The following is a 22,525-nucleotide window of genomic DNA, read 5'->3' as shown; positions in this document are numbered from 1 at the left end:
TAAGGGCGTAAGAGTATGTTAGCTATAAAATGTGAATATTACCGCTATTAGTTGCAGGTATCGCTTTTTTCTTACAGTTTGATACTATGCGTTACGTCACAGTTTTATAAAAAAGTGTCAAAAACTTGCTAATAACAACTCGCTAATGGAATGATCTGCTCCGTGCAATCAGTGACTCACCAAGCTTCGCCGCGGCCCACGATACCTCGCGTTATTGCTATTTGCAGCGGTAAGGGGGGCGTGGGTAAATCCAGTATAGCGGTCAATTTAGGTATAACCTTGGCTAAACAAGGTTTTCGGGTTTGCCTGTTGGATGCCGATACCGGCTTGGCCAATGTCAATATACTCTTGGGTGTGCAGCCACAGTACAGCTTGGAGCACGTATTATACGGTGCAAAAGCAATAGAAGATGTGATGGTTACCGCGCCTCATAATCTAAAGATTATCCCCGGTGCCAATGGTATTAGTGAGTGCGCTACTCTGCATCCACGCCAGCAATTGCGTTTAACCCGCGAGCTGGCGCGCATAGAACATGATTTTGATTATTTATTAATTGATAACGCCGCCGGTATAGCTGACGCCAGTTTGGATTTTATTGCCGCTGCTCAGTACTCGTTGGTGGTTATTACCCCTGAACCTACCTCGCTCACCGATGCATTTTCACTGATTAAACTATTAAAACGCCGCCAAGGCTGTATTTTATTTCGGGTGGTAGTGAATATGTGTGAAGGCAGTAATGAGGGCCGAAGTATATTTGGTCGATTTGCTGCCGCGGTAGAAAAGTATATAGGCGTAGAGCTACAGTATTTAGGCTATCTACCTCGTGATGAGAGTGTGCGAGCGGCGGTCACCTTGCAAAACCCTGTGGCGATGTTCCCCGATACCGACCCGTCTTCGCAAAGCTTTATACGCTTAGCGCAAACCTTAACTAAAGACAGCGACAGCTTGCCAATAGGCAAGTCTTTTAGTGCCTATTGGTACCGCCAGTTTAGGCAATCTGAGCAAGCCAAACAGCAAATGGCGGCTAACAACCCAGCGACACAGCCTGTTAGCAAAGAGCGCAAGCAAGAAAACGACTATGTGGCCGAATTACAGAGCCGGGTATTGTTAGCTATAGAAAAAGGCACTGCCGATAAAGATGCCATAGCGCGTATGTTGCGCGCGAGTGTGCAGGCCTATTTTAAAGCCTATCAGGACAGCCCCATAGATGGTGCTGACTATATAGAACAGTTGATTTTAAGCCCTAACCGCGAGGATTGTCAGCTTAGAGAGATATACGCCAAACTCAAGCCCTGGGGCGAGTTGAAGTCTAAAGAGGATGCCTCGCAACCTTTAGCTATGGCTGAGCATACGCTAGTGACGCAACCACTCGCAGCCGCGGTTAGCCAGCACACGGTACAGCCTGTTGAGGTACGCGCGAGCGGTTCTCCCAAGTTGGCCGTGGCAGGTTATGATAAAAAGCGTTTTGGTTCACAAGATGAGCTATTACTGGACATAAAAAAACAACATAGCGATACAATGCCCTTGTTAACTATATTAGAGGCCTATACCGCCTAAAATGTTGAGCGGGCTTATTTTATTGAGGTGGCTGGGTGACTTTTGAACGGGTGAAGAAAAGGGTGGTGGGAGCGGGTGCGACACTGGCTGACAGCGCTCGCGGCAGCCGTTCGTCAACTGTGGACTCTGCAGTTAATACACTGCTACAAAAAGCTAGCCAGAATGAACAAATCCTCAAACGTTACCAGCGCTTCGAGCTGAAGCTGCTGGATGCGGTAGGCTTTAATGAACTACTGGCGCTGTTACTGGACGACAGTCTGGCCTATTTTCAGTTAGATGCGATAGAGCTATGGCTATACGACCCCGAACAGACGGTGGCAGAGCATATCGATAATCCCGATGACTATCCTAATTTACAGTTGGTGGCGCGCAGTGAGCCATTAAAGCAACTCTATGCTGCTAGGCCTTGCGTGCAGCTGGTGCCTCTGAGTCAATCACGTAGCCCTGCTATTTTTCAAGGCCTGTCTCTCCGCTCGGCAGCTATGCTGCCCTTGGTGCGCCAAGGCGTGTTGGTGGGTAGTTTGCATATGGGGGCTAGAGGGCATAAGCGTTTTGGACTGGATAAATCCACCGATTTTATTAATCACCTAGCCTCCGTGGTGGCGGTGTGTTTTGAGAATGTGGTTAATAGAGAGCGCTTACGCCGCTTAAGCATGTATGACATGTTGACCCAGGTGAAAAATCGACGAGCTTTTAATCAGGCTCTAGCAGAAGAGGTTTCTAGAGCCTCGCGTAACCAAGAGTTACTCAGCCTGCTGTTCATAGACTTGGACCACTTTAAGCGGATTAACGATAGTCACGGTCATCAAACTGGAGACCGTGCACTAAAAATTGTTGCCCAACATATCAACCAGATGCTGCGTAAAACCGATCATGTTTGCCGCTATGGGGGGGAGGAATTTGCCCTGCTCTTGCCTAACTGCAGCCCTGAACGCGCTATGGATATTGCCGAGCGTATACGCGTGCAAGTCAGCCAGTTAGCTATACGTAATGATGAGGGCCAGGCATTAACGCTGACTCTGTCTATAGGCGTGAGTTGCTGGCAGCCCGATGCAGCAGGTGAAGCAGCCTCGCAGGTCGGTGAGTGCTTAGTGAAATGCGCCGATGAAGGTGTTTATACAGCCAAAGATCAGGGCAGAAATACCATAGAGTTTGTGGATTATCAGCAATAAAAAGAAAAAATAAGCAATATTTTCAGTGACTTATAGTGAATAACTGAGGATATTGGCTATAGTTAGCCTATCTAAAATAATAACGATGTAAATTATGCCTACAGTTTTTGAAGCCAGGCCGCTTAGCAGCCAAATGGCCAAACCTAAAATTTTGTTTGTAGACGACTCTAAGTTGATTCGCGCTGCCGCCTTAAAAATGTTCTCTGAAAGTTTCGATTTGCAACTGGCTGAAAATGGTCAAGAAGCTTGGGAGCTGATACAGCACGATGAGCATATACAGGTGGTGTTTACCGACTTGGTTATGCCTGAGCTAGATGGTTTTGAACTGCTGAATATAGTGAGAACCTCTGCCGACGAGCGCATCCGACAATTACCGCTTATTGTGGTGACTGGGGCCGACAACAGTCAAGATGCCAAGAATAAAGCTTATGAATTAGGCGCTACTGACTTCTTAACCAAACCTTTTGATGCGGCGGATATTAATGCTAGGGCCCAGGCTCATGTGCGCTACCAAGAGACCACTCAGTCGCTGGTGGAAACCTCTATTATCGACCCATTAACCGACTTATTAAACTTTCGTGGTTTTGAAAAACAACTCGATAAAGACGTATCTTTTAGCACTCGCCACAACCATGAGCTGACCGTGCTCAATATAGAAGTTGATGCCTTCAAAGCGCTATTTGTGCGCATAGGCCGTAGCGGTGCCGAAACGATTATTAAGCGCATAGCTAAAGTTGTCGTGGGTGCGGTGCGGAAAGAAGATACTGTCGCTCGTACCGGCTTATCGAGTTTTTATGTGTCGTTACCTGGGGCCGACCCCGATGGTTCACTATTAATAGCGCATCGTATCTGTTTAGCGGTGAATAATTTTAAAGCCACACTACAGGGTAAAGCCTTACCTATTACCGTATCGGTAGGGGCCTGCATAGTGGCAGAGGGCTTACACGCTGACCCTAGTGTTATTATTAGTTGTGCTAGCGATGCGCAAAGACGTGCGGCCAAGCGGGGTTTGGGGCAAGTACATCATATAGATTTAGCTCAGTACCGTAAGAAAAATCGTCGGTCGGACGCTGCTGCGGTATCTATCGATGAAGCCTTAAGTGAAATCCTGCAGGGTGGTGAAAAAGACGTGATGACGCAAATGGATTACTTACTGGATGAGTTAGAGCCTTTGTTGAAACTGTTAAGTGATGAGCAGCGTCAGCGCATTAGTAAGCTCTAACTAGGGAATATTGCTTCGGTAATCATTAAACAGTCATAAAAAAAGCGGGTAACCCCGCTTTTTTTATGACTAGAAGTTAATAGGGAACAGAAATTCGAAGCTATTACCGGTTAAGTCTTGAGGTATGGGGGGGAAGGGCTCGGATACTTTAAAGGCTTTCTCGGCGGCACTGTTTAAGCGCGAGAACTGGGTGGGCTCTTTCAGTGAGAGCTTGAGTATTTTACCTTCACGATCTAACTCCACGGCGACTACCGCTCTGCCACGTTCGCCGCGTTGCTGCGAACGTTTAGGGTATTTCACGTTTTTTGAAATAATTTGATACATTGCCGACTGGTATTCATTCATTGCTTCTTGGCGGGCTTGTTCGGCTCGGGCTTTAGCTAGCGCGGCAGCAGAGGCGGCGGCTTTGGCTTCGGCAACTTCTTTGGCGGCTCTGGCTTTGGCCAGCGCGTCGGCGGCGACTTTTTCTTCAGCGGCTTTTTTTGCGGCGGCAGCTTTTTGGGCAGCTGCTTGCTCGGTGTTAACACTGACGCTGGCGCTGACAGCACCGTTAATGCCGGGAGGGCCAAAGGCGCCTGAGCTGCTAGCCGAGCCGGTGTTTTGCTCGGATTTAGACCAGCCCATAATTTGGCGCTTGCGCTTATCGCTGTAGTTGAGGTTTTCATAGCGGGTCAGTAGCGTAACACCGTCTTCGTCGCGAGGTAGTTTGACTATATTTTGCCTAAATTCGGTGGAGGGAGGCTTAGAGCCTATCCATGTGTTGAGCAGGGCGTAGAAAAAATCGTTGTTAACTGTTCTAAATACGCGGTGACCATTGAGGTAAATAGTGGTGTGGCGGCCTTCAGCCATATCGATGGTTAGGTGATCGCCGGTAATAAGATCATTGCGTGGAATTTGGGTGAATGCCTGAATTTGGGTGGTTAGTTTTTCTAAGTTAGGCGATTCATTATTTAACAATATGGCGCCCGTCCACTCTTTGGCAAAGCGCCTAGGTGACCAGTTGTCGTCAACTATGCGTATATCCATACGCTTATTACCTGACATGGCTAGTATGTCTTCAGGGGATTGGCTGTTACGTTCTAGATACAATGCCCCTATGTAATACTCTTTACGTAGTTTTTGAAAGGCGGCTAGGCCATTCAAGGTTAGCTCATCAAAAACGCTGTCTTGCGCATAGCTGTTGCTGGCGGTAAACGTGAGCGCTAAACATACTGTTAAAAGTGAAAATAGTTTATTCATTGTTTTAAGTGTTTTCTGGCTTTTAGCCGTTTTTATTGTAGTTCAGTTCAATAAGTCAAACTGGTATAGCGTATACGGTCAAATTTTATTCTAAGGCATTCTCTACTACAGAACCAGTGCTGGTTGCTGTTTGTGTAATTAGATTGTTATACCGCACATATAATAGAATCTTTGAGCACTAAGCGATTTTTATTCCATTTCGATTACAGACTTAATGTAGCGCAGTAGTAGCTAATGTAAAGGGGGTGTTGCCAGTATTTTGTGCTATTTACCGTGGCTGGGGGCCGTTTTCTCCGGTTTTTATCTTCGTTTATTGCGTATATTGGGTAATATGGTCGGCCAGTTTACGGCCAGCGCTTACTATAGCCTGTATGCTGGCTTTGTTTATGTCTTGATTCAGTCTATCTTGTGGAGACATTTTGAAATTTAACGCCTTACTTATAAAAATTAACGAATGAAAATTAAAGATTTAAGTGAATTTAAAGCTGAAGATATTGCCTCTTTGCTACGCAGAATCCCTTTCTTTAACCAACTACAGCGCGAAGATGAGCAACAGCTGGCTGTGTTGATGGACTTTTCCTGCATAGTGGAGCTGGACTCGGGCGAAACCATTATGCGCAGGGGTGACAGGGGCTCGTGGCTGTATTTTTTGATTAAAGGGGGTCTGTCGGTGTATTTAAATTCACCCCAGCAAGAGCAGCCTTTAAACCATATTACGCCGGGCGAGTTGTTTGGCGATTTGGCTCTGCTCTGTGATCATGAGCGCAAAGCAACTGTAGCTGCTGACAATAATGGCAAAACCGCCACCCTGTTCGCCACTGACTTTAAGCCCTTTGGTGATATACATAACTTTGATACCGTGTCTTTGTATACCAAGCTGATTTTTTACCGCACGATGGTGCACAGCATACGCTGGCGTTTGGAGCAAAAGCGTATGGAGCAGGGGCAGCACCTTCTGGCTCAAGAGCTTAGGCAGGTAAAGTTTCATGCCGGTGAAAAAGAGACGCCCGAAGAGTTACAGTCGTTATTTGAACAAGCGCAACAATTAGCTTCTATTTTGGACCGCTGGAATACCGACGGCGGTAAAATACAAGATGTCGTTGTTGCTGTAGTCACCGCTAAGGAGTAGCACTTACCAAGGGGTGTGATAAGTGAGTATTCCTGTATTAATCTGTGATGACTCTAATATGGCCAGAAATCAGGTGGCTAGGTCACTGCCACCTGATTGGGATGTGGAGGTCAGTTTTGCCTGCAATGGAATAGAGGGGCTAGAAGCCATACGAGCGGGTAAGGGGGAGATGTTGTTTCTCGACCTCACTATGCCTGAGCTGGACGGCTACGGGGTGTTAGCGGGCATTAAATCCGAGGGCCTGAAGTCTATGATTATTGTTATCTCGGCAGATATACAACCTGAGGCCAAAGCGAGGGCCATTAAGGCTGGGGCATTAGATTTTATCAATAAACCGATAAATCGCGACAAGCTGGCTGAAGTGTTAAATACCTACGGCTTGCTATAAGGCCGGCGCTAAGATTGGCCAGCTTTAGCCAGCACCAACTGGACGAGCGCCTGGTTTAGTGGGGTCGCTATGTTTAGCTTTTTAGCCACATCACATAAATAACCATTTAAAGCCGAAATTTCGGTGGCTTTGCCTCGCTTAATATCTTGTAAGGTGGAGTTAATATTATCACCCGTGAGAGCCGCTACGGCAGCAACCTCTTCATACAGCGTATCAAACCATGGCCCCAGGCCTTGAGCCTTAGCGACCGTAGTAATCTCACGGCATAGGTCGATTAATTCCTGCCGTATGGGTTCACGGCTAATCAGCTCACCATTGCGGCATTGATATTTAACCCCCAAGGCATTAATCGCGCAGTTAATGGCTAATTTGCGCCATAGCTGTTGTTCTATATCTAGGCTGAAATGTATGCGCAGAGAACGCGGTAATAGTGTTAGTAGCTGCGCTGCTGGGTACTGCTCTGCAGCGGTATTTATAGGGCCTATGTGGGTCTCCCCCTGACCGACATGACGCAGGGTGTGGGGGTCGCTAAAGTGAGCACCATCGGTAGTGGTGGCGGCATAGAGTCGCTGCTGCCTTTGCGGCGTAAGCGATTTTACCGCCATGCCATTTTGCAACACGATGATCACGGCCTGCTCGCTGAGCAGTGGCGCCACGCTAGCAAAGGCTGCTAGGCATTGCTGGGCCTTGGTGGTAATGAGCAGGTGATGTATGGGGGGTTGTAGCTCGGTGGCGATGAGCCGTGGTGTTTGAAAACTAAAGTGTGCATCCGCAGCAAAAAAGTCTAGTGACAGCGCTTCGGAATTGAGCTGCCGGCAAATAGCAGTCGTGTTGACTCCCTGTTGATGCCAGCGGGCAGACCAGAGTGAGCCTATCGCGCCAGCGCCTAAAATATGCCAGTGAACGGGGTGAGAGGCTAGGGTCATAATAGAGGTTTGGGCCGCAGCTTAGGGGTGATGGCGCTAATTAAAACAGACCTCTATGTAAAAAGCACCGGCCTTGGTTTCGAAGGGGATTAAAAGGGTTGCGCCAGTAACAGTATGTGCCACGGGTATATTTTTACCTATGTTGGTGGTAGGCGTGGCTAAGTCAAATTCCAGACCGGTTTCAGAATACAGCTGCTTGGCATTACCGGTAATCATATTGGTGATCTCACCAACCACATCGGCAATCGTCTCGTCGACTTCGCTAAAACTTTCGCCCAGCATATTTTCGGCGATGTTGAGTATGGCCTCTTTAGTAAAGCTAATGGCCAGTGAACCGTGATGATTGTCGCCCTTTAAATCAATGACGCTGGTAATGTCACCTAGGCTATCGGGCCCATCTTTAAGGCAAGGTTTACCTATAGTCACTTCTACCATGGCCATAGTGGTAAGCACGTTCACTGTGGCCGCCAGTAGGGGATTTATATACTGAGAATTCATTCGGTGAGGTTACGTCCGTTAAAGCAGTCCCGATTAAGGTTAGCGTTAGCGATACTGTTTTACAACTATCGTTGTTATAAGGCCAGTATCACTACGTCCAGTTGCCGGTTAGTTTGTTTCTCGCAACCAGTAGTGAATTTTTTGTGCTAATAAATCACGGTTAATAGGTTTTTTAATATAATCGTTCATACCTTGGGCTATGCACTGCTCATTGTCGCCAGCCATGGCATTGGCGGTGACCGCGATGATAGGGATGTTGCTATAAGCACTACTCGATAGCCGAATCTTTTGAGTGGCTGCAAAACCATCCATAACCGGCATTTGGCAATCCATTAAAATAATGTCGACAGGTTGCAGTTGTAGTATGTCCAATGCCTGTTGGCCATTATTAGCACTTAACACGATGCAGTCTAACTTTTCTAACATGCCTTTTAAGACCATTTGATTAACGGGATTGTCTTCGGCGATAAGGACTATTTTTTCTTTATTGTTGTTGTCAGAATTGTAATCCTGCTGCAGCTCTATGCTGGGTACCTGTAAGGATATAGCAAAGGTAAACAGCGATCCTTGGCCGACAGTAGATTCTATATGCAGTTGAGCGTTAAGTAACAAGCAAACACGGTGGCATATGGATAGACCTATACCTAGGTCATGATGGTGTCGTAAATACTCACTATCACTGCGCTGCAATTCTTTTTGCATGGCTGTAAGTTTGCTGGGGTGTATGCCGCTACCGCTATCGTTGACTGAAAAATAGAGCTGCTGATTTGCTGTAGACAGAGTGACGGTAACTACGCCTTGGTCGGTATATTTAATGGCGTTATCGACGAGCTGAGACAGTACTAAACTCAGTTGATCGCAATCGCTGATAATATAATTGGGCACATTTTTATCAATATGCCAATGAAAACGGATGTTTTTTATATTACAGCGATGTCGGAATGATTCGGCGAGGCGATTAAAGGTAGGCCTTAATTCAAAGCTTTCTTTTTTAGCTCTTGCCGTACCCGCCTGTATTTCAGAAAAATGAACAATGGAATTGATTAGCGTAGTCAGGTTTTGTGCCGAGTTATTGGCTGCATTAATATAGTGGCATTGCTGTTTGTTTAAGGTTTTCCTATCTATTAGGGACAGGGCTCCTTCTATACCATTAATTGGGTTGCGTAGTTCGTGGCTGATGGTCGCTAAAAAACTATCTTTGAGTAGGCTTTCTCTTTTGCTGTAGGCTGCCGCCTGCTCTAATTCATTAAATTGCTGCTGCAGTTGGCTGTGTTCAGCCGCTTTATTACTGTAATTACGTTGTAGTTTCTCATTGATTCTATTGTTGATAGCAAGTGCCAATAATATAGCTTGTAGCGCTGACCCTGCCAAAATGGCTGTTTCCGTTAATGCCCCCAAGTTGACATATTGGGCCGTGATTAAGCTATAGCTAATAATGCTAGGGGCGATACATAGCCATGATAATAAAAACAGTCGGCTGGTTTTATCACCGCGATTAATGCTATTAACTGTAGAAAAGAAAATAACCAGGCAACTGATTACAATCAATATTAAACCAGCTTCGTTGGCTGACTGATAATCCATAAAAGGGCTGAGTAAGGATAAAATTATAGCTAGCGCTATGCTGCCATTAAATAGAATTTCTAGGCCGTAGCTTTTCTGTGTAAATGATAGGAAATGTCTGCTCAATAATAATGCAAAGAGGCAGCACAAATTAAATAAAGTCAAAATAATGGCTTGGTTTAAAGCCGGTAAGGCTGGCCATAGATATTGAAAGGAATAGCCGTTGACAGTGGCCTGCATAAAACCAACGGCAGCGATATACATTAGTGCATAAAAAACAAAAGGTTTACGCGTGCTAATAAAATTAAATAGGCAATACAGTAACGTGAATAAAATGATTCCGAAGTAGATGCCGTAGTACGTGCTTTTCTCGCTGTATTGCTCGGTTAAATTGATGTCATCGTGTAGATATAAGGGAATGTCTAAGGCGCTGCTGCTCGCGACCTTAATGTATAGCTCTATAGGGGCATCGCTAAAGCGTATAGGGTAGATAAATGTACGTTGCTTGATAAGGCGTTTGGCAAAGGGGTATTGGTCGCCTAGTGTTGTTTTTTTGAGCAGAGACTGATTCTCGTAATGATAAATATCGATGTGATCGAGTAAGGGGTTATCTATGCTTAAAAACCAATTTTTATTCAGTGCTTGTTGCGGCCCGCGTTTGAGTTTGAGCTGTAGCCATATATGAGAATCTTTATAGCCGAGGTTAAATGATTTTTTTTGGTTGCGTTGAAAACGGTCCAGCGCCTGAGGTTTGAGTATGTCAGAAATGGTCATTAACTGGCTTTTATCTTCTAGCCAATAGGTATCTTTAGTTAAATTATAGCTGCTATTACGGTCGTTAACTTCTAGGGCATAAAGTTGCGGGGATGCAATGATAAGGAAATTGAGGGACAGGCATAATAGTTGGTAAATAAGCGTCTTGTTGAACAGCATTATGGGGTGCATCCACTTAATTCATAGATAGTGAGAGTCAGTTACTGCGGCGTAGCTTTTATTGTAGGTGAAACACTCAGCAATGTTTGGAAATGCGCAATAAACTGGCTGATGCGCTTGGCATTGGCGCCTAGGTCGCTTTCGCCCACTCTGGAAGTAGAGCGTATATCGACTCGTTGGTCCTGCGCTTGAATAATAATGTCATCTTTAAAACCAAACCAAAAGCTGGTATCTACCGCTTCAATAATCCCGGCTTGCCTATTTTGGTGGTGTATATCCCAGCCTAAATATTGGGCCGTAGCTAACGCTAGTTGAAAATTTTGTTGGCGATTGAGCAGGGTAATAATAGGTTTGATGTGTGGATATAGTTGTGACTGCGCTTGTGCTTTGTCGGCGGTGTACTTTACGCTATTCGCATGCTCGCCGCGCAGCTGCAGGGCTTTGTGATACTGAGGCGCTTGGGCGGTATTGGTGCTGATGTCATGCAGGGTAATTCCGCTGATGTTTTCGCGCATTAATGCTGCGCTAATAATAAGTGCGGGTAGTGCAAGTAAAACGGCTAAACGTAACGGTTTGACAACGGGCTGCGCTGGCTTTTGTATTAGCCATAGCGCGCAGATTACTTGTATAGCTAAGCCGACCAGTAAGGCTAGGGCAAATAAAGCTAATCCTAAGGTATAAGGCCATAGCTGCCAGCGACTGCCTAGGGCGGCTATGGGTAGCAGGCATAGCATGAATAGCGATGACGCTGATAGCAGCTTTGCGAAGGATGTTGTTTTGCTCATATTGCCATGTTATCCGTGCTTGACGCTGAGTATGTTCTGTTGAGTTTAGTGCAATAACCGAGTAGTGATAGCGCTTGTGCTGGCCTAAAATGTCAAGCAAGGGCTATGTGCTGCCGCTATGAACCAGCGCTAACCGGCAGAGTTATAGGACATGGTACAGGATGTTTAGTGCAACCATAGCAGTTTTGCTATTATAGGTTTTTTTGCCATAACTACACCACAATTACACCATTATTTAGCCACAACAACGATAGCTTTTATGACTCCAGCAAGAATCCAGCGCCTGCATCAGGTTTTGGCGCGCCGCCAGCCTGATTTAACCCTGATAACCGACGATGTGCACAAGGGCAGAAACCTATCGGCCATTATTCGTACTGCCGATGCGGTGGGTATTAGTGATGTGCACTGCGTGATAGGTGATAGTGATTATAAAAAATTCCTAGGCACCTCTATGGGCAGCCATAGTTGGGTAGAGGTACATCGCTATCGCGAGTTGACGCCGCCGGTAGAGCTGTTAAAAGCACAGGGCTATCAAATTGTAGCGGCGCATTTATCGGCTACCGCGCTAGATTTTCACGAAGTGGATTACACCAAGCCCACGGCCCTAATGTTAGGGGCCGAGCGGGTAGGGATTAGTGAGCAGGGCGAAGCCTATGCCGATATCCATGTTACGGTGCCTATGGTGGGTATGGTGGAGTCGTTTAATGTGTCGGTAGCTGCGGGTATTATTTTAACCGAGGCGCGTCACCAGCGTCAGCAGGCTGGCTTATACGAGCAGCAAAGAATTGACCAGGCCAGTTATGACAGATTGTTTTTTGAGTGGGGTCATCCCAAGGTGCGGGATTTTTGTTTGGCCAATCAATTGGACTATCCGCCCTTGAGAGATGATGGAGAGATCGACAACCCCTCGGTTTGGTATGCGCAGGCTAGGGAATTATTGGCACAAAGAGCCGCATCGGCTAAATAAAAGGAATGTTTATGGGTACCTTACTGAGTATATTGGCCTGTTTGTTTGTGGCTTTATTTGTGGTGGTGAAACTGACCGAAAAGCACGGCAAGGTGTTAGCGCCAGAGCAACAGCAAGCATTATCAAAAATCATTGTGGCCTTGGTGGCGATAAGTTTAGTGGCTGGCCTGATTAAGTTTATGTTGGCAGGCAGTTAAGATTAGGGCGTTAACAGCGGGGTTCTTAAGTCTCGCGAACAAACCAGCGCTTACGCCAGGCGTTCATTACCCGCTCGGGATACCAATACTTGCCGTAGCTGCCGTTGTAGCGGGCTAGGGCATTCATCCAATTGCCTTGTTCTTTTTTAAGGTAAAACTGCAAAATACGACAACCATAGCTGAGGTTGGTGTCGATATTGGTGAGGTTATCTTCGGGGCGGCCAATTTCGTTTTTCCAAAAAGGCATTACTTGCATTAAGCCCTGTGCGCCTGCGCTAGAGATAGCAAATTCGTTAAAGCGACTCTCTACCTCTATCAGCGCCAGCACTAAATCGGGCTTGAGTTCGGCTTTGGTAGCTTCGCGGTGTATAGCACGCAGCAGTTTTAAGCGCTGCTTGGGTTTTTTAATAAAGCGCGCCAAGCGCCCCGACATGTCCACCAGCCATACTTCGGCATGAAAACGGTCGTCAAAACTGTCAGCGGAGCTAATGGTTTTTTTTAAAAAATCGCGCAACTCTGCCTGCTCGGCGCTATTGCCTGGCGGCGTATTGGCTGTGGCCATAGGCGCTAACGCCAAGGGCCACAGTAATATGCTGGCAATAATAAAATTACGCATCAGCGGCTTAGGATTTGTTAAGCGTGTTGTTAACAAAGGCTATAATATCGGCGATGGCAATATGTTGGTTATCGCTGTCGCGGCGACCTTTGTACTCTATAGTGCCTTCTTTTAAACCTCTATCCCCTATCACTAAGCGATGGGGTATGCCCATCAGCTCCATATCGGCAAACTTCACCCCAGGTCGTTCGTCGCGGTCATCCAATATTACCTCATAGCCCAAATCGCTAAGTTGCTGATATAGCGTTTCAGCTTGCTCACGCACCTGCTCCGACTTTTTCATGTTCATGCCGATAATGGCTATTTGGAAGGGGGCAATGGCCTCGGGCCAAATAATACCGTTGTCGTCGTAGTTTTGCTCTATAGCGGCGGCTACTACGCGGGTAATGCCTATGCCGTAGCATCCCATAGTCATCACTTGCTCGCGGCCTTCTTTATTAAGCACGGTAGCATTAAGGGCGGTGGAGTATTTGTCGCCTAATTGGAAGATGTGGCCCACTTCTATGCCGCGTTTAATTTGTACGCTACCAGTACCGCAGGGGCTGGGGTCGCCGCTGACGATGTTGCGTATATCGGCAATGCTGACTTTTTCGTTGCCGCTAATGGCGCAATCTATATCCCAGTTGACACCCGTGTAGTGGTAGCCTTCTTCGTTAGCACCGCACACAAAGTCTGCCAAGTGCACGGCAGAGCGATCGATAATCATGTTTATGGTTAAGCCTATGGGGCCTACCGAGCCGGGGGCAGAACCGGTGGCTAGTTTCACTTGCTCGTCGCTGGCAAACAGTATCGGTGAGGCTACGCCGGCCAGCTTGGCGGCTTTTAACTCGTTTAGCTCGTGGTCGCCGCGGACTATTAGCGCAACTAAAGGTGCTTCTTCGCCTGCTTCGGCCTCACCCATAACAATTAAAGTTTTGGCAATTTGCGCGGGCGCGATGTTTAGACCTTTGCTCACGTCTTCTATGCTGTGCTGGCCCGGTGTGGCCACTTTCTCAAGGTTTTGGCTAGCGGCAGGGCGCTCACCGGTAGGGGCCAATGCTTCGGCCATCTCAATATTGGCGGCGAAATCGCTGCCATCACTAAAGGCGATGTCGTCCTCACCGGAGTCGGCCAACACATGAAACTCGTGCGAGCCGCTGCCGCCTATAGAGCCGTTATCGGCAATCACTGGGCGAAAATTTAAGCCAAAACGGCTAAAGATACGGTTGTAGGCTTGGTACATGGCGTCGTAGGTTTGCTGCAAAGACTCGGGGCTATCGTGAAAGGAGTAGGCGTCTTTCATAATGAATTCGCGCGAGCGCATGACGCCAAAGCGAGGACGTATCTCATCGCGAAACTTGGTTTGTATTTGATAAAAGTTAGCGGGCAGTTGCTTGTAGCTTTTCAATTCATTGCGCACTAAGTCCGTGATCACTTCTTCGTGAGTAGGGCCTAGGCAAAAGGCATTGTTGTGGCGGTCATTTAAGCGGCACAGTTCTGGGCCATATTCCTGCCAACGGCCAGATTCCTGCCACAGCTCGGCAGGTTGTACCACTGGCATTAACACTTCTTGCGCGCCAACGCGGTTCATCTCTTCGCGCACTATCGCTTCAACTTTGCGTAATACCCGCAGGCCCATGGGCAGCCAGGTATACAAGCCTGAGGATAAGCGGCGTATCATGCCCGCACGCAGCATAAGCTGGTGGCTGATAACCACCGCATCGGATGGAGTTTCTTTAACGGTGGCGATAAGGAACTGGCTAGCGCGCATTGTGTATACTGCCTTGTGAAAGCTATAAGATAAAAAGCGTTATTTTACGGGTGTAGCCCAACAGCGTATAGCCCCTGCGCTCAATAAAAGAGAGAACTATGTTTGAATTGCATCCTCAATTGGCAAAAGATTGTGTATGGCTAGGTGATTTTCCTTTGTGTCGCGTGTTATTAAACCGTGATAATCATTACCCTTGGCTGATTTTGGTGCCTAGGCGTGAGGGTATAAGTGAAATATTTCAGTTGTCTGGCCAAGATCAGCAGCAATTGTTACAAGAATCCAGCGAACTCAGCGCCTGTTTAATGCGCTATTTTAATGCCGATAAAATGAATGTGGCGGCGCTGGGCAATATGGTACCGCAGTTACATATACATCATATTGCCCGTTTTAAAGCGGATATTGCTTGGCCGAACCCGGTTTGGGGTTTTACTAGTGCGCTGCCTTATGGTGAACAAGACTTGGCTGCGCGTATTACTGGCTTAACAGCTGAATTATCAGGATTAGCTGTAGAATTTATCGCAGAGTAAAAAAACCACGGGTATTTGCTACTTATTGCCGGCTTATCGCTAAAAAACCCTTGTATTGTAGGTTTAACTGATCTATAAAACCCCCAGACGCTATGTATATAGGTTTAAATGCACACTGTGTTAACTGTTTAACCGTATATTGCGGCTATTAATTAAAGCTTATAAACCGAACACAAATAAAAAGGGTTGATTGTCATGGCTATTGCTAAAAAGAAAGCTGCACCTAAGAAGAAAGCCGCCGCTAAAAAACCAGTAGCAAAAAAAGCTGCTGTGAAAAAAGCGCCTGCCAAAAAGGTAGTTGCACCAAAACGTAAAACTACAGCCATCACTGAAAAAATGACCAAGAGTCAAATTTTTAATGATATCGCTGAAAATGCCGAGCTAAGCCGTAAGCAAGTCGCTGCTGTTTTTGAAGAGCTAGAGCTATTGGTTGAACGCAGCATCAAAAAACGCGGCTTAGGTGAGTTCACTATCCCCGGTCTTATGAAAGTGACTACTGTGAAAAAGCCCGCCAAAAAAGCACGTAAAGGTATCAACCCTTTTACTGGCGAAGAGCAAATGTTCAAAGCCAAGCCTGCCAGCATTGCGGTTAAGGTTCGTCCTCTGAAAAAACTGAAAGAATTCGCCACGTCTTAAGTTTGTTCTCGTTCAAAAAAAGCGCAGCCTATTAAGGTTGCGCTTTTTTTATGCCTAATCTATTGATTACAAAGTGTTTTTTCTGCTATTCAGAATAGCCAGGGCTCTAGCTCTTTGAGGTTGCTGATAATAATTTGCTGGGCTTCTGGCTTGGGTTCTATTTTACGCGGATCTATATTGAGCGCTTGTAAGCTGTATTCCACCAGTGCCGCGCGGGTATTAATGCGCAGGGCGCCGCGTTTCATACCGTAATCCTCGGCAATAATTTTGCGTTGCTCTGGGCTTAATCTGGGGTCAGGCTTTAGCACTATAGATACCGGCTGCTGCCAATGCTGATCTTGCTGGGCGGTGACTAAGGCCTTATCTAACAGTTCCGGTTGGCCACGAAAGCGGCTGAGCACAAAATCCCTAAAATCGCGATTTTTTTCGCAATAGGCGCGCACATGCCAGCGCAGGCCGGTAAACACCAAGGTGTGTGGCTCAATAATACGTTCCTCCACAATGGGGTTGCTGAGCGAGATATAGCCTATTTCCAGGCGTTTACCGTCGCGGGCGGCCTGCACGATGGGACGTAGTAGCTGTGGTTTGATACTGCGTTTGGGGGTGGGCATAAGCTCGGTGTTGGCCAACTGTAAATCCAGGCCTTCAAAGCTGTGGCTAATGTCTTGGTTGCGCGACAATATATGCAGGTATTCATCGGCACTGCCGCTGGTTAGCTTGGGCTGAAACTGCGGCGAGGGTTTGTAGCCTTTCAGGCTGCTGTCATAGTGTAAGTTGTCAGGGGCTATGTCACGCAGGTATTGGTTTATATCCTTAGAGGCTTGCTGGCGGCCTATGCCAAAGCTATTGCATAAATGCTTGGTGGTGAGCCGACCCTCCCACAGTGCAATAATTTCTATTAGCCGGTAGCGTAATAATAAGTCCCAGCGGCAGGGCCATGATGTAGGCACGGTGTTAACTCCCCGGATTGTTGATAGGTATGCCTGAAAAGGCGACACATTAAAAGCTGTGTATATTTACAGGTCGCTGTTGACGACATATAGTGGTGCAGTCTAGGTCAATTGATGACAAGAGGATAGCCACTATGAGTTTATTTTTATCAACCATCGGACGTTTACGTTGGATACAGCGCTGGAGTTTAAAGCGCAATACCTTGCCTGAGAATGTGATGGAACACAGCTGGGAGGTGGGGGTGATAGCCCACTTGCTGGGGGTGATTAACCGCAGCGTTTTTAACGGCGAACTTAACCCTGAGCGCTTGGCGACCTTGGCGATATACCACGATTGCGCCGAGTCTATTACCGGCGATTTGCCCACCCCAGTTAAGTATTACTCTAAGGAAATACAGCAGGCCTACCGGGTGATAGAGCAGGATGCCGAGCAGGCGTTACTGGCCATGTTGCCCGAAGAGATACAGGACGCCATGGCGGATTATATACAGGAGCAGGCCAGCAACTGGTTGGAGCGCAAATACCTGAAGGCGGCGGATAGTCTGTCGGCATTGCTAAAAGCTAAGGCCGAGCTGGATAACGGCAATCAAGAGTATCAGCACACCTACCAGGATTTACAGGCGCGATTGGCGGCCTATGACTTACCCGAGGTCAGTTATTTTCTTGAGCATTTTAGCGCTTCGGCGCGGGCCTCAGAATTGTCCTCACTGGATCATAGCCATGGCGACCATAGTTTTTTTGCCAAACAATCACTTAGCCGCATACGTGCCTAAGTGTGGTTAGCGGCTGAGCTGCTGTAGGTCGGCCAAAAAGGCATCAACGGTTTCTGGCTGGGTATCCCAAGAGCACATCAACCGTGATCCCGCACCTATAAAATCATAAAACTGCCAGCCCTTGCTGTGCATAGCTTGCTTAACGGCGCTGGGCATTTGCACAAAAACGCCATTGGCTTCTACTGGGAACAATATTTCTAACTGCTCTATGTTGGCCAATCCTTGAGCCAAGCGGGCGGCCATAGCATTGGCGTGCTTGGCATTGTGTAGCCACACATCGTTAGTCAATAGGCCCTGCCATTGCGAGGACATAAAGCGCATTTTGGAGGCTAGTTGCCCTGCCTGCTTGCAGCGGTAGGCAAACTCCTCAGAGAGTTGCTTATTAAAAAATATCACCGCCTCGCCTATAGCTAAGCCGTTTTTCGAGCCGCCAAAACACAGCACATCAACACCTGCGCGCCAAGTGATGTCGGCGGGCGCTACGTCCAACGAGGCCACGGCATTGGCAAAACGGGCGCCATCCATATGGGTGTATAGCTGATGTTTGGCGGCGACTTGTTGAATAGCGTGTAATTGCTCGGGGCTATAGATCGTGCTGCATTCGGTGGTTTGGGTGAGGCTAACCACCTTCGGCTTAGGGTAATGTATATCTTGGCGTTTGTGGACTAGGGCTTCAATGCCCTGCGGATTGAGCTTACCTAGCTCGCCTTGAGCCTGCAGTAGCTTGGCGCCGTGGGTAAAAAACTCCGGTGCGCCGCATTCATCGGTTTCCACATGGGCGGATTGATGACAAATAATACTGTGGTAGCTTTGGCACAAGCTGGCTAGCGCCAAAGCGTTGGCTGCGGTGCCATTAAAGACAAAGTAAACATCACAATCCGTGTCGAACAAGGTTCTAAATTGCTCACAGGCTTCGGCGGTATAGCGATCTTCGCCGTAGGAGCTGACATGGCCTGAATTGGCTGAGACCATCGTTTGCATGGCTTGGGGGCAAATGCCTGAGATATTATCGCTGGCAAACTGTTGGGTCATGGATTGCTACCTGGCTAACGGTTAGTGATAAGTTGCAAGGCAATGTAGCATGTCAGTTAGGTCTTAAAAAGCCGTAGTGATAGTGTGGTAGGCGTGGTGGTAGCGGTAGTGACCGAGCAATAAGCCTTCCTAGCAGCAGTTTTTCTCGTTTCAGCCCCCTAGCGGTGGGATAGCCTTTCACTGTGGGCTTAGTTTTAGGGTATAATCTCGCGCTTTAATTTATTGCTTTAGTTTACTTTCTGAACAGATTGTTGTGGTAGAGACCTTTCATATGCCAATTTATGAGTATCAGTGTACATCGTGCGAGCACACATTAGAGGCTTTGCAGAAAATCAGCGACCAGCCTTTGGTGGATTGCCCCAGCTGCAATAAAGCCGATTTGAAAAAGCAAATATCAGCAGCGGGTTTTCGCCTAAAAGGCAGCGGCTGGTATGAGACCGACTTTAAAACCGGTAGCAAGAAAAACATTGCAGGCAGCTCTGAAGCTGGCAGCAAAACCAGTACCACTAGTGCCAGTGCTACCAGTTCTGGTACGGCTAGTTAATAGATAAGCAAACGCAATAGAACAGAATTTCACTTACAGGATTATCAAACCATGCGCAGCCATTATTGCGGCATTTTAAACGCCGACCATATTGATCAAGAAGTAACTCTAAACGGATGGGTAGATCGCCGTCGTGACCATGGTGGTGTAATCTTTTTAGATTTGCGTGATCGCGAAGGCATCGTGCAGGTGGTCTTTGACCCCGATACTGAAGAGCATTTCAAGCGTGCTGATAGCGTGCGTGGTGAATATGTCATTCAAGTGAAAGGCCGTGTACGCGCCCGCGCCGAAAGCACCGTTAACGCCAATATGGCCACCGGTGCTATCGAAGTATTAGGTAAAGAGCTAGAGATTTTTAACGCCGCTGCCACGCCACCGTTTCAGCTAGATGAACATATTTCAGTAGGTGAAGATGTACGCTTAAAATACCGCTACATTGATTTGCGCAGACCAGAAATGCTGGAGAAACTAAAACTGCGTTCACGTATTACCTCTAGCTTGCGCAGCTTCTTAGATGCCAACGGCTTTTTAGATATAGAAACGCCTATCTTAACTAAGGCTACCCCCGAGGGTGCGCGCGATTACTTGGTGCCTAGCCGTACCCACGAAGGTCAATTTTTTGCCTTACCGCAGTCGCCACAGCTGTTTAAACAGTTGTTGATGGTGGCGGGCATGGATCGCTATTATCAAATCGCCAAGTGTTTCCGCGATGAAGATTTACGTGCCGATCGCCAGCCTGAATTTACCCAAATCGATTTAGAAACCTCGTTTATGGATGACCAAGAAATTATGGCCATCACCGAGCAGATGATACGTGAGCTGTTTAAAGAGGTGAAAGGTGTTGATTTAGGTGAGTTCCCTCGTATGGCCTATGCCGAAGCTATGGAGCGTTTTGGTAGTGATAAGCCTGATCTGCGTATTCCTTTAGAGTTGGTTGATGTTAACGACTTAATGCAGCAGGTCGATTTTAAAGTATTCAATGGCCCGGCCAACGACCCCGAAGGTCGTGTTGCTGCGCTTAAAGTAACGGGCGGTGCACAAATCAGCCGCAAGCAAATCGACGAGTACACTAAATTCGTTAGCATTTACGGCGCCAAAGGTTTGGCCTGGGTGAAAGTGAATGATAAAGCTGCCGGCATAGAAGGTTTGCAGTCGCCTATCTTAAAGTTCATGCCCGACGACATCGTCTTGCAGATGATGGATAGGTTAGCCGTGGCGGATGGTGATATCGTTTTCTTCGGTGCTGACAAAACGAAAGTCGTTAACGAAGCGCTGGGTGCTCTGCGGGTTAAAGTGGGTGAAGACTTAGGCCTTATAGAGGGCGAATGGGCACCGCTATGGGTGGTTGATTTCCCCATGTTTGAAAAAACCAGCGATGGTAAAAACTGGACGTCACTACATCATCCTTTCACGGCACCTTCTTGCACTCCTGAAGAGTTAGAGGCTAACCCCGGTGCCGCTTTATCGAAAGCCTACGACATGGTGTTAAACGGCACCGAGTTAGGCGGTGGTTCGGTGCGTATACACCAGTCCACTATGCAAACAGCGGTATTCCGCATCTTGGGTATAGAGGCTGACGAGCAGCAAGCGAAATTCGGTTTCCTATTAGATGCCTTAAAATACGGTTGCCCACCACATGGTGGTTTGGCTTTCGGTTTAGATCGCCTAGTCATGTTAATGACTGGCGCCAAATCTATACGCGATGTTATCGCCTTCCCCAAAACCCAAAGTGCAGCCTGTGTGATGACCGATGCGCCCAGCACGGCGGATGTAAAACAATTGCGCGAATTGCATATACGTTTGCGCGAAAAGCCAAAGGCGTAATAGTACGCTATGGGCTTGCGGGGGCAGAGCTTGGGTTCTGCCCCCTTTTTTTGTCTAGAAAAGAGCAAATAAAACCGGAGAAATATTCATGGCAGGTCACAGTAAATGGGCCAATATCAAACACCGTAAAGCGGCGCAAGATGCCAAACGCGGCAAGGTATTTACAAAAATTATTCGTGAGATAGTCGTGGCTGCCAAAGCCGGCGGCCCCAACCCTGAAGACAACCCCGGCCTGCGCGCGGTGATTGATAAAGCCCTGGCCGCCAATATGAAGCGCGACACGGTAGATAAAGCAGTGGCCCGTGGCGCTGGCACCAATGATGAAGATAACTACGAAGCGATAACCTATGAAGGTTATGGCGTTGGTGGTGTGGCAGTGTACGTGGAGTGCCTAAGCGATAATCGCAATCGCACCGTGGCAGAAGTGAGACATGCCTTTACTAAGCGCGGCGGTAACTTAGGTACCGACGGCTCAGTAGCCTACTTGTTTACGCGCTGCGGCCAAATTAGTTTTGAGCAGGGCGATGAAGATCAAATTATGGAAATCGCCTTAGAGGCAGGTGCTGAAGATGTGCAGGCCAATGATGATGGTTCTATCGATGTGAGTACTGCTTTTGAAGATTTTATAGCGGTTAAAGAGGCTATGAGTGCTGCAGGTTTAAACCCTGGTTATGCCGAAATTACTATGTTGCCTGCGACTACAGTGCCGCTGGATAAAGACGGTGCCGAAAAAATTATGGCATTGGTGGATATGCTGGAAGATTTAGACGATGTTCAAAACGTCTACACCAATGCCGATATCCCTGATGAGGTTTTGGCTGAGCTGGAGTAGAGTTTGAAAACGGTTTAAGCGAGGAAGTAAACCGCTGCATTTTTAAGTGCTGCGGCTTTTGTGTGTGTAGTTTAAGAGAGTAATTAATGGCCAATCCCAAGAGTAAAACCCAGAAGAAGCTGGACCACGCCATCACCCTGGCGCTAACCGAGGTGTGCGAATCTTTGCTAAAACAGGTGTTGGGTTTTCAGTGGCTAACTCATCAGGCCGACTATGCGCGCTTTCCGGGTAGTTTAATGGTGACTTGTGTTTTCGATACGGAGGCGCATAGGCAAGCGCAAGCCGATAGTGCAGCCATGCGCAGTTTGATTCAGGCGGCATTATTAAAAATAGGGGTTACGTTGCCGGCGGTGGTCAAGCAAGTTGTTTTTGATAGTGAAGAGGCCTGCACGCAGCAGTGCGAAGGTGATTGGCAGCGGCGCTTGGCGTGGCAGATACTAAAGCCCGCAGCAAGGTTTCATTAAA

At 47.4% G+C, this 22,525-nt stretch carries 23 protein-coding genes; 14 read left to right on the top strand and 9 right to left on the bottom strand.

Features of this window, described 5'->3' with window-relative positions; genetic code table 11:
* The first annotated feature begins 162 nt into the window (after window positions 1-162).
* From B067_RS21385 to B067_RS0113925, 3 genes are all read left to right on the top strand, one after another.
* Entirely contained in the window at window positions 163-1,557 is a 1,395-nt protein-coding gene (locus B067_RS21385; RefSeq protein WP_205619982.1) for a MinD/ParA family protein, read from the top strand.
* Window positions 1,558-1,592: 35 nt separating this feature from the next.
* Window positions 1,593-2,729 (top strand): sensor domain-containing diguanylate cyclase, encoded by a 1,137-nt coding sequence (locus tag B067_RS0113930; protein WP_156820849.1) that lies wholly within the window; start codon window positions 1,593-1,595, stop codon window positions 2,727-2,729.
* Between the two features lie 94 nt (window positions 2,730-2,823).
* The gene (locus tag B067_RS0113925; protein ID WP_019530698.1) at window positions 2,824-3,951 is read left to right on the top strand and encodes a GGDEF domain-containing response regulator; all 1,128 of its coding nucleotides are present in this window, start codon (window positions 2,824-2,826) and stop codon (window positions 3,949-3,951) included.
* 69 nt (window positions 3,952-4,020) lie between these two features.
* Here the strand turns inward: B067_RS0113925 and B067_RS0113920 are convergent, their stop codons facing one another.
* Entirely contained in the window at window positions 4,021-5,190 is a 1,170-nt protein-coding gene (locus tag B067_RS0113920; RefSeq protein WP_019530697.1) for a TonB family protein, read from the bottom strand.
* Between the two features lie 454 nt (window positions 5,191-5,644).
* Between B067_RS0113920 and B067_RS0113910 the strand changes: the two genes are divergently transcribed.
* Entirely contained in the window at window positions 5,645-6,319 is a 675-nt protein-coding gene (locus B067_RS0113910) for a cyclic nucleotide-binding domain-containing protein (protein WP_019530695.1), read from the top strand.
* A gap of 22 nt (window positions 6,320-6,341) precedes the next feature.
* Complete coding sequence (locus tag B067_RS0113905) at window positions 6,342-6,707, top strand: response regulator (RefSeq protein ID WP_026244656.1); 366 nt, start codon at window positions 6,342-6,344, stop codon at window positions 6,705-6,707.
* Between the two features lie 8 nt (window positions 6,708-6,715).
* On the opposite strand, the gene B067_RS0113900 is transcribed toward B067_RS0113905, so the two are convergent.
* The 4 genes from B067_RS0113900 to B067_RS20560 form a co-directional block, all read right to left on the bottom strand.
* The gene (locus B067_RS0113900) at window positions 6,716-7,633 is read right to left on the bottom strand and encodes a ketopantoate reductase family protein (protein ID WP_019530693.1); all 918 of its coding nucleotides are present in this window, start codon (window positions 7,631-7,633) and stop codon (window positions 6,716-6,718) included.
* Between the two features lie 36 nt (window positions 7,634-7,669).
* Window positions 7,670-8,131: a chemotaxis protein CheX gene (locus B067_RS0113895; RefSeq protein WP_019530692.1), complete on the bottom strand. Its 462-nt coding sequence runs from the start codon at window positions 8,129-8,131 to the stop codon at window positions 7,670-7,672.
* A 108-nt stretch (window positions 8,132-8,239) separates the two neighbouring features.
* The gene (locus B067_RS0113890) at window positions 8,240-10,627 is read right to left on the bottom strand and encodes a 7TM-DISM domain-containing protein (protein WP_169335579.1); all 2,388 of its coding nucleotides are present in this window, start codon (window positions 10,625-10,627) and stop codon (window positions 8,240-8,242) included.
* Window positions 10,628-10,668: 41 nt separating this feature from the next.
* Window positions 10,669-11,412 carry a DUF1499 domain-containing protein gene (locus B067_RS20560; RefSeq protein WP_083921428.1) on the bottom strand — a complete coding sequence of 248 codons (744 nt, stop codon included), beginning with the start codon at window positions 11,410-11,412 and terminating at the stop codon, window positions 10,669-10,671.
* A gap of 259 nt (window positions 11,413-11,671) precedes the next feature.
* Between B067_RS20560 and trmH the strand changes: the two genes are divergently transcribed.
* Window positions 11,672-12,379 carry a tRNA (guanosine(18)-2'-O)-methyltransferase TrmH gene (trmH, locus tag B067_RS0113880; protein WP_019530689.1) on the top strand — a complete coding sequence of 236 codons (708 nt, stop codon included), beginning with the start codon at window positions 11,672-11,674 and terminating at the stop codon, window positions 12,377-12,379.
* A gap of 11 nt (window positions 12,380-12,390) precedes the next feature.
* Entirely contained in the window at window positions 12,391-12,576 is a 186-nt protein-coding gene (locus B067_RS0113875) for a hypothetical protein (RefSeq protein WP_156820848.1), read from the top strand.
* A 25-nt stretch (window positions 12,577-12,601) separates the two neighbouring features.
* Here the strand turns inward: B067_RS0113875 and B067_RS0113870 are convergent, their stop codons facing one another.
* Both B067_RS0113870 and B067_RS0113865 read right to left on the bottom strand, forming a co-directional pair.
* The gene (locus B067_RS0113870) at window positions 12,602-13,192 is read right to left on the bottom strand and encodes a lytic transglycosylase domain-containing protein (RefSeq protein ID WP_019530687.1); all 591 of its coding nucleotides are present in this window, start codon (window positions 13,190-13,192) and stop codon (window positions 12,602-12,604) included.
* A 7-nt stretch (window positions 13,193-13,199) separates the two neighbouring features.
* A complete protein-coding gene (locus B067_RS0113865) occupies window positions 13,200-14,942 on the bottom strand; it encodes a proline--tRNA ligase (RefSeq protein WP_019530686.1) in 1,743 nt (580 codons plus the stop codon).
* 98 nt (window positions 14,943-15,040) lie between these two features.
* Here B067_RS0113865 and B067_RS0113860 point away from each other — a divergent pair, with 98 nt between their 5' ends.
* Both B067_RS0113860 and B067_RS0113855 read left to right on the top strand, forming a co-directional pair.
* Window positions 15,041-15,469 (top strand): HIT domain-containing protein, encoded by a 429-nt coding sequence (locus B067_RS0113860; RefSeq protein WP_019530685.1) that lies wholly within the window; start codon window positions 15,041-15,043, stop codon window positions 15,467-15,469.
* 195 nt (window positions 15,470-15,664) lie between these two features.
* A complete protein-coding gene (locus B067_RS0113855) occupies window positions 15,665-16,105 on the top strand; it encodes an HU family DNA-binding protein (RefSeq protein ID WP_019530684.1) in 441 nt (146 codons plus the stop codon).
* Window positions 16,106-16,194: 89 nt separating this feature from the next.
* Here B067_RS0113855 and B067_RS0113850 read toward each other — a convergent pair whose 3' ends face one another.
* Complete coding sequence (locus B067_RS0113850; protein WP_019530683.1) at window positions 16,195-17,055, bottom strand: WYL domain-containing protein; 861 nt, start codon at window positions 17,053-17,055, stop codon at window positions 16,195-16,197.
* Window positions 17,056-17,189: 134 nt separating this feature from the next.
* Between B067_RS0113850 and yfbR the strand changes: the two genes are divergently transcribed.
* On the top strand, window positions 17,190-17,828 hold the full coding sequence (gene yfbR / locus B067_RS0113845; protein ID WP_019530682.1) for a 5'-deoxynucleotidase: 639 nt from the start codon (window positions 17,190-17,192) through the stop codon (window positions 17,826-17,828).
* A gap of 6 nt (window positions 17,829-17,834) precedes the next feature.
* Here yfbR and B067_RS0113840 read toward each other — a convergent pair whose 3' ends face one another.
* Window positions 17,835-18,860, bottom strand: coding sequence for a threonine aldolase family protein (locus B067_RS0113840; RefSeq protein ID WP_019530681.1), 1,026 nt, complete (start codon window positions 18,858-18,860; stop codon window positions 17,835-17,837).
* A 271-nt stretch (window positions 18,861-19,131) separates the two neighbouring features.
* Here B067_RS0113840 and B067_RS0113835 point away from each other — a divergent pair, with 271 nt between their 5' ends.
* From B067_RS0113835 to B067_RS0113820, 4 genes are all read left to right on the top strand, one after another.
* Window positions 19,132-19,404 (top strand): FmdB family zinc ribbon protein, encoded by a 273-nt coding sequence (locus tag B067_RS0113835; RefSeq protein WP_019530680.1) that lies wholly within the window; start codon window positions 19,132-19,134, stop codon window positions 19,402-19,404.
* Window positions 19,405-19,455: 51 nt separating this feature from the next.
* On the top strand, window positions 19,456-21,228 hold the full coding sequence (aspS, locus tag B067_RS0113830; protein WP_019530679.1) for an aspartate--tRNA ligase: 1,773 nt from the start codon (window positions 19,456-19,458) through the stop codon (window positions 21,226-21,228).
* An 88-nt stretch (window positions 21,229-21,316) separates the two neighbouring features.
* Window positions 21,317-22,060 carry a YebC/PmpR family DNA-binding transcriptional regulator gene (locus B067_RS0113825; protein ID WP_019530678.1) on the top strand — a complete coding sequence of 248 codons (744 nt, stop codon included), beginning with the start codon at window positions 21,317-21,319 and terminating at the stop codon, window positions 22,058-22,060.
* A gap of 86 nt (window positions 22,061-22,146) precedes the next feature.
* On the top strand, window positions 22,147-22,524 hold the full coding sequence (locus B067_RS0113820; protein ID WP_019530677.1) for a hypothetical protein: 378 nt from the start codon (window positions 22,147-22,149) through the stop codon (window positions 22,522-22,524).
* Window position 22,525: the final 1 nt, after the last annotated feature.

The sequence above is a fragment of the Dasania marina DSM 21967 genome (assembly GCF_000373485.1).
GTDB classification, from domain to species: domain Bacteria; phylum Pseudomonadota; class Gammaproteobacteria; order Pseudomonadales; family Dasaniaceae; genus Dasania; species Dasania marina.
Note: the sequence above shows the minus strand (reverse complement) of the source record. Positions and strands in the feature narration are given on the sequence as shown.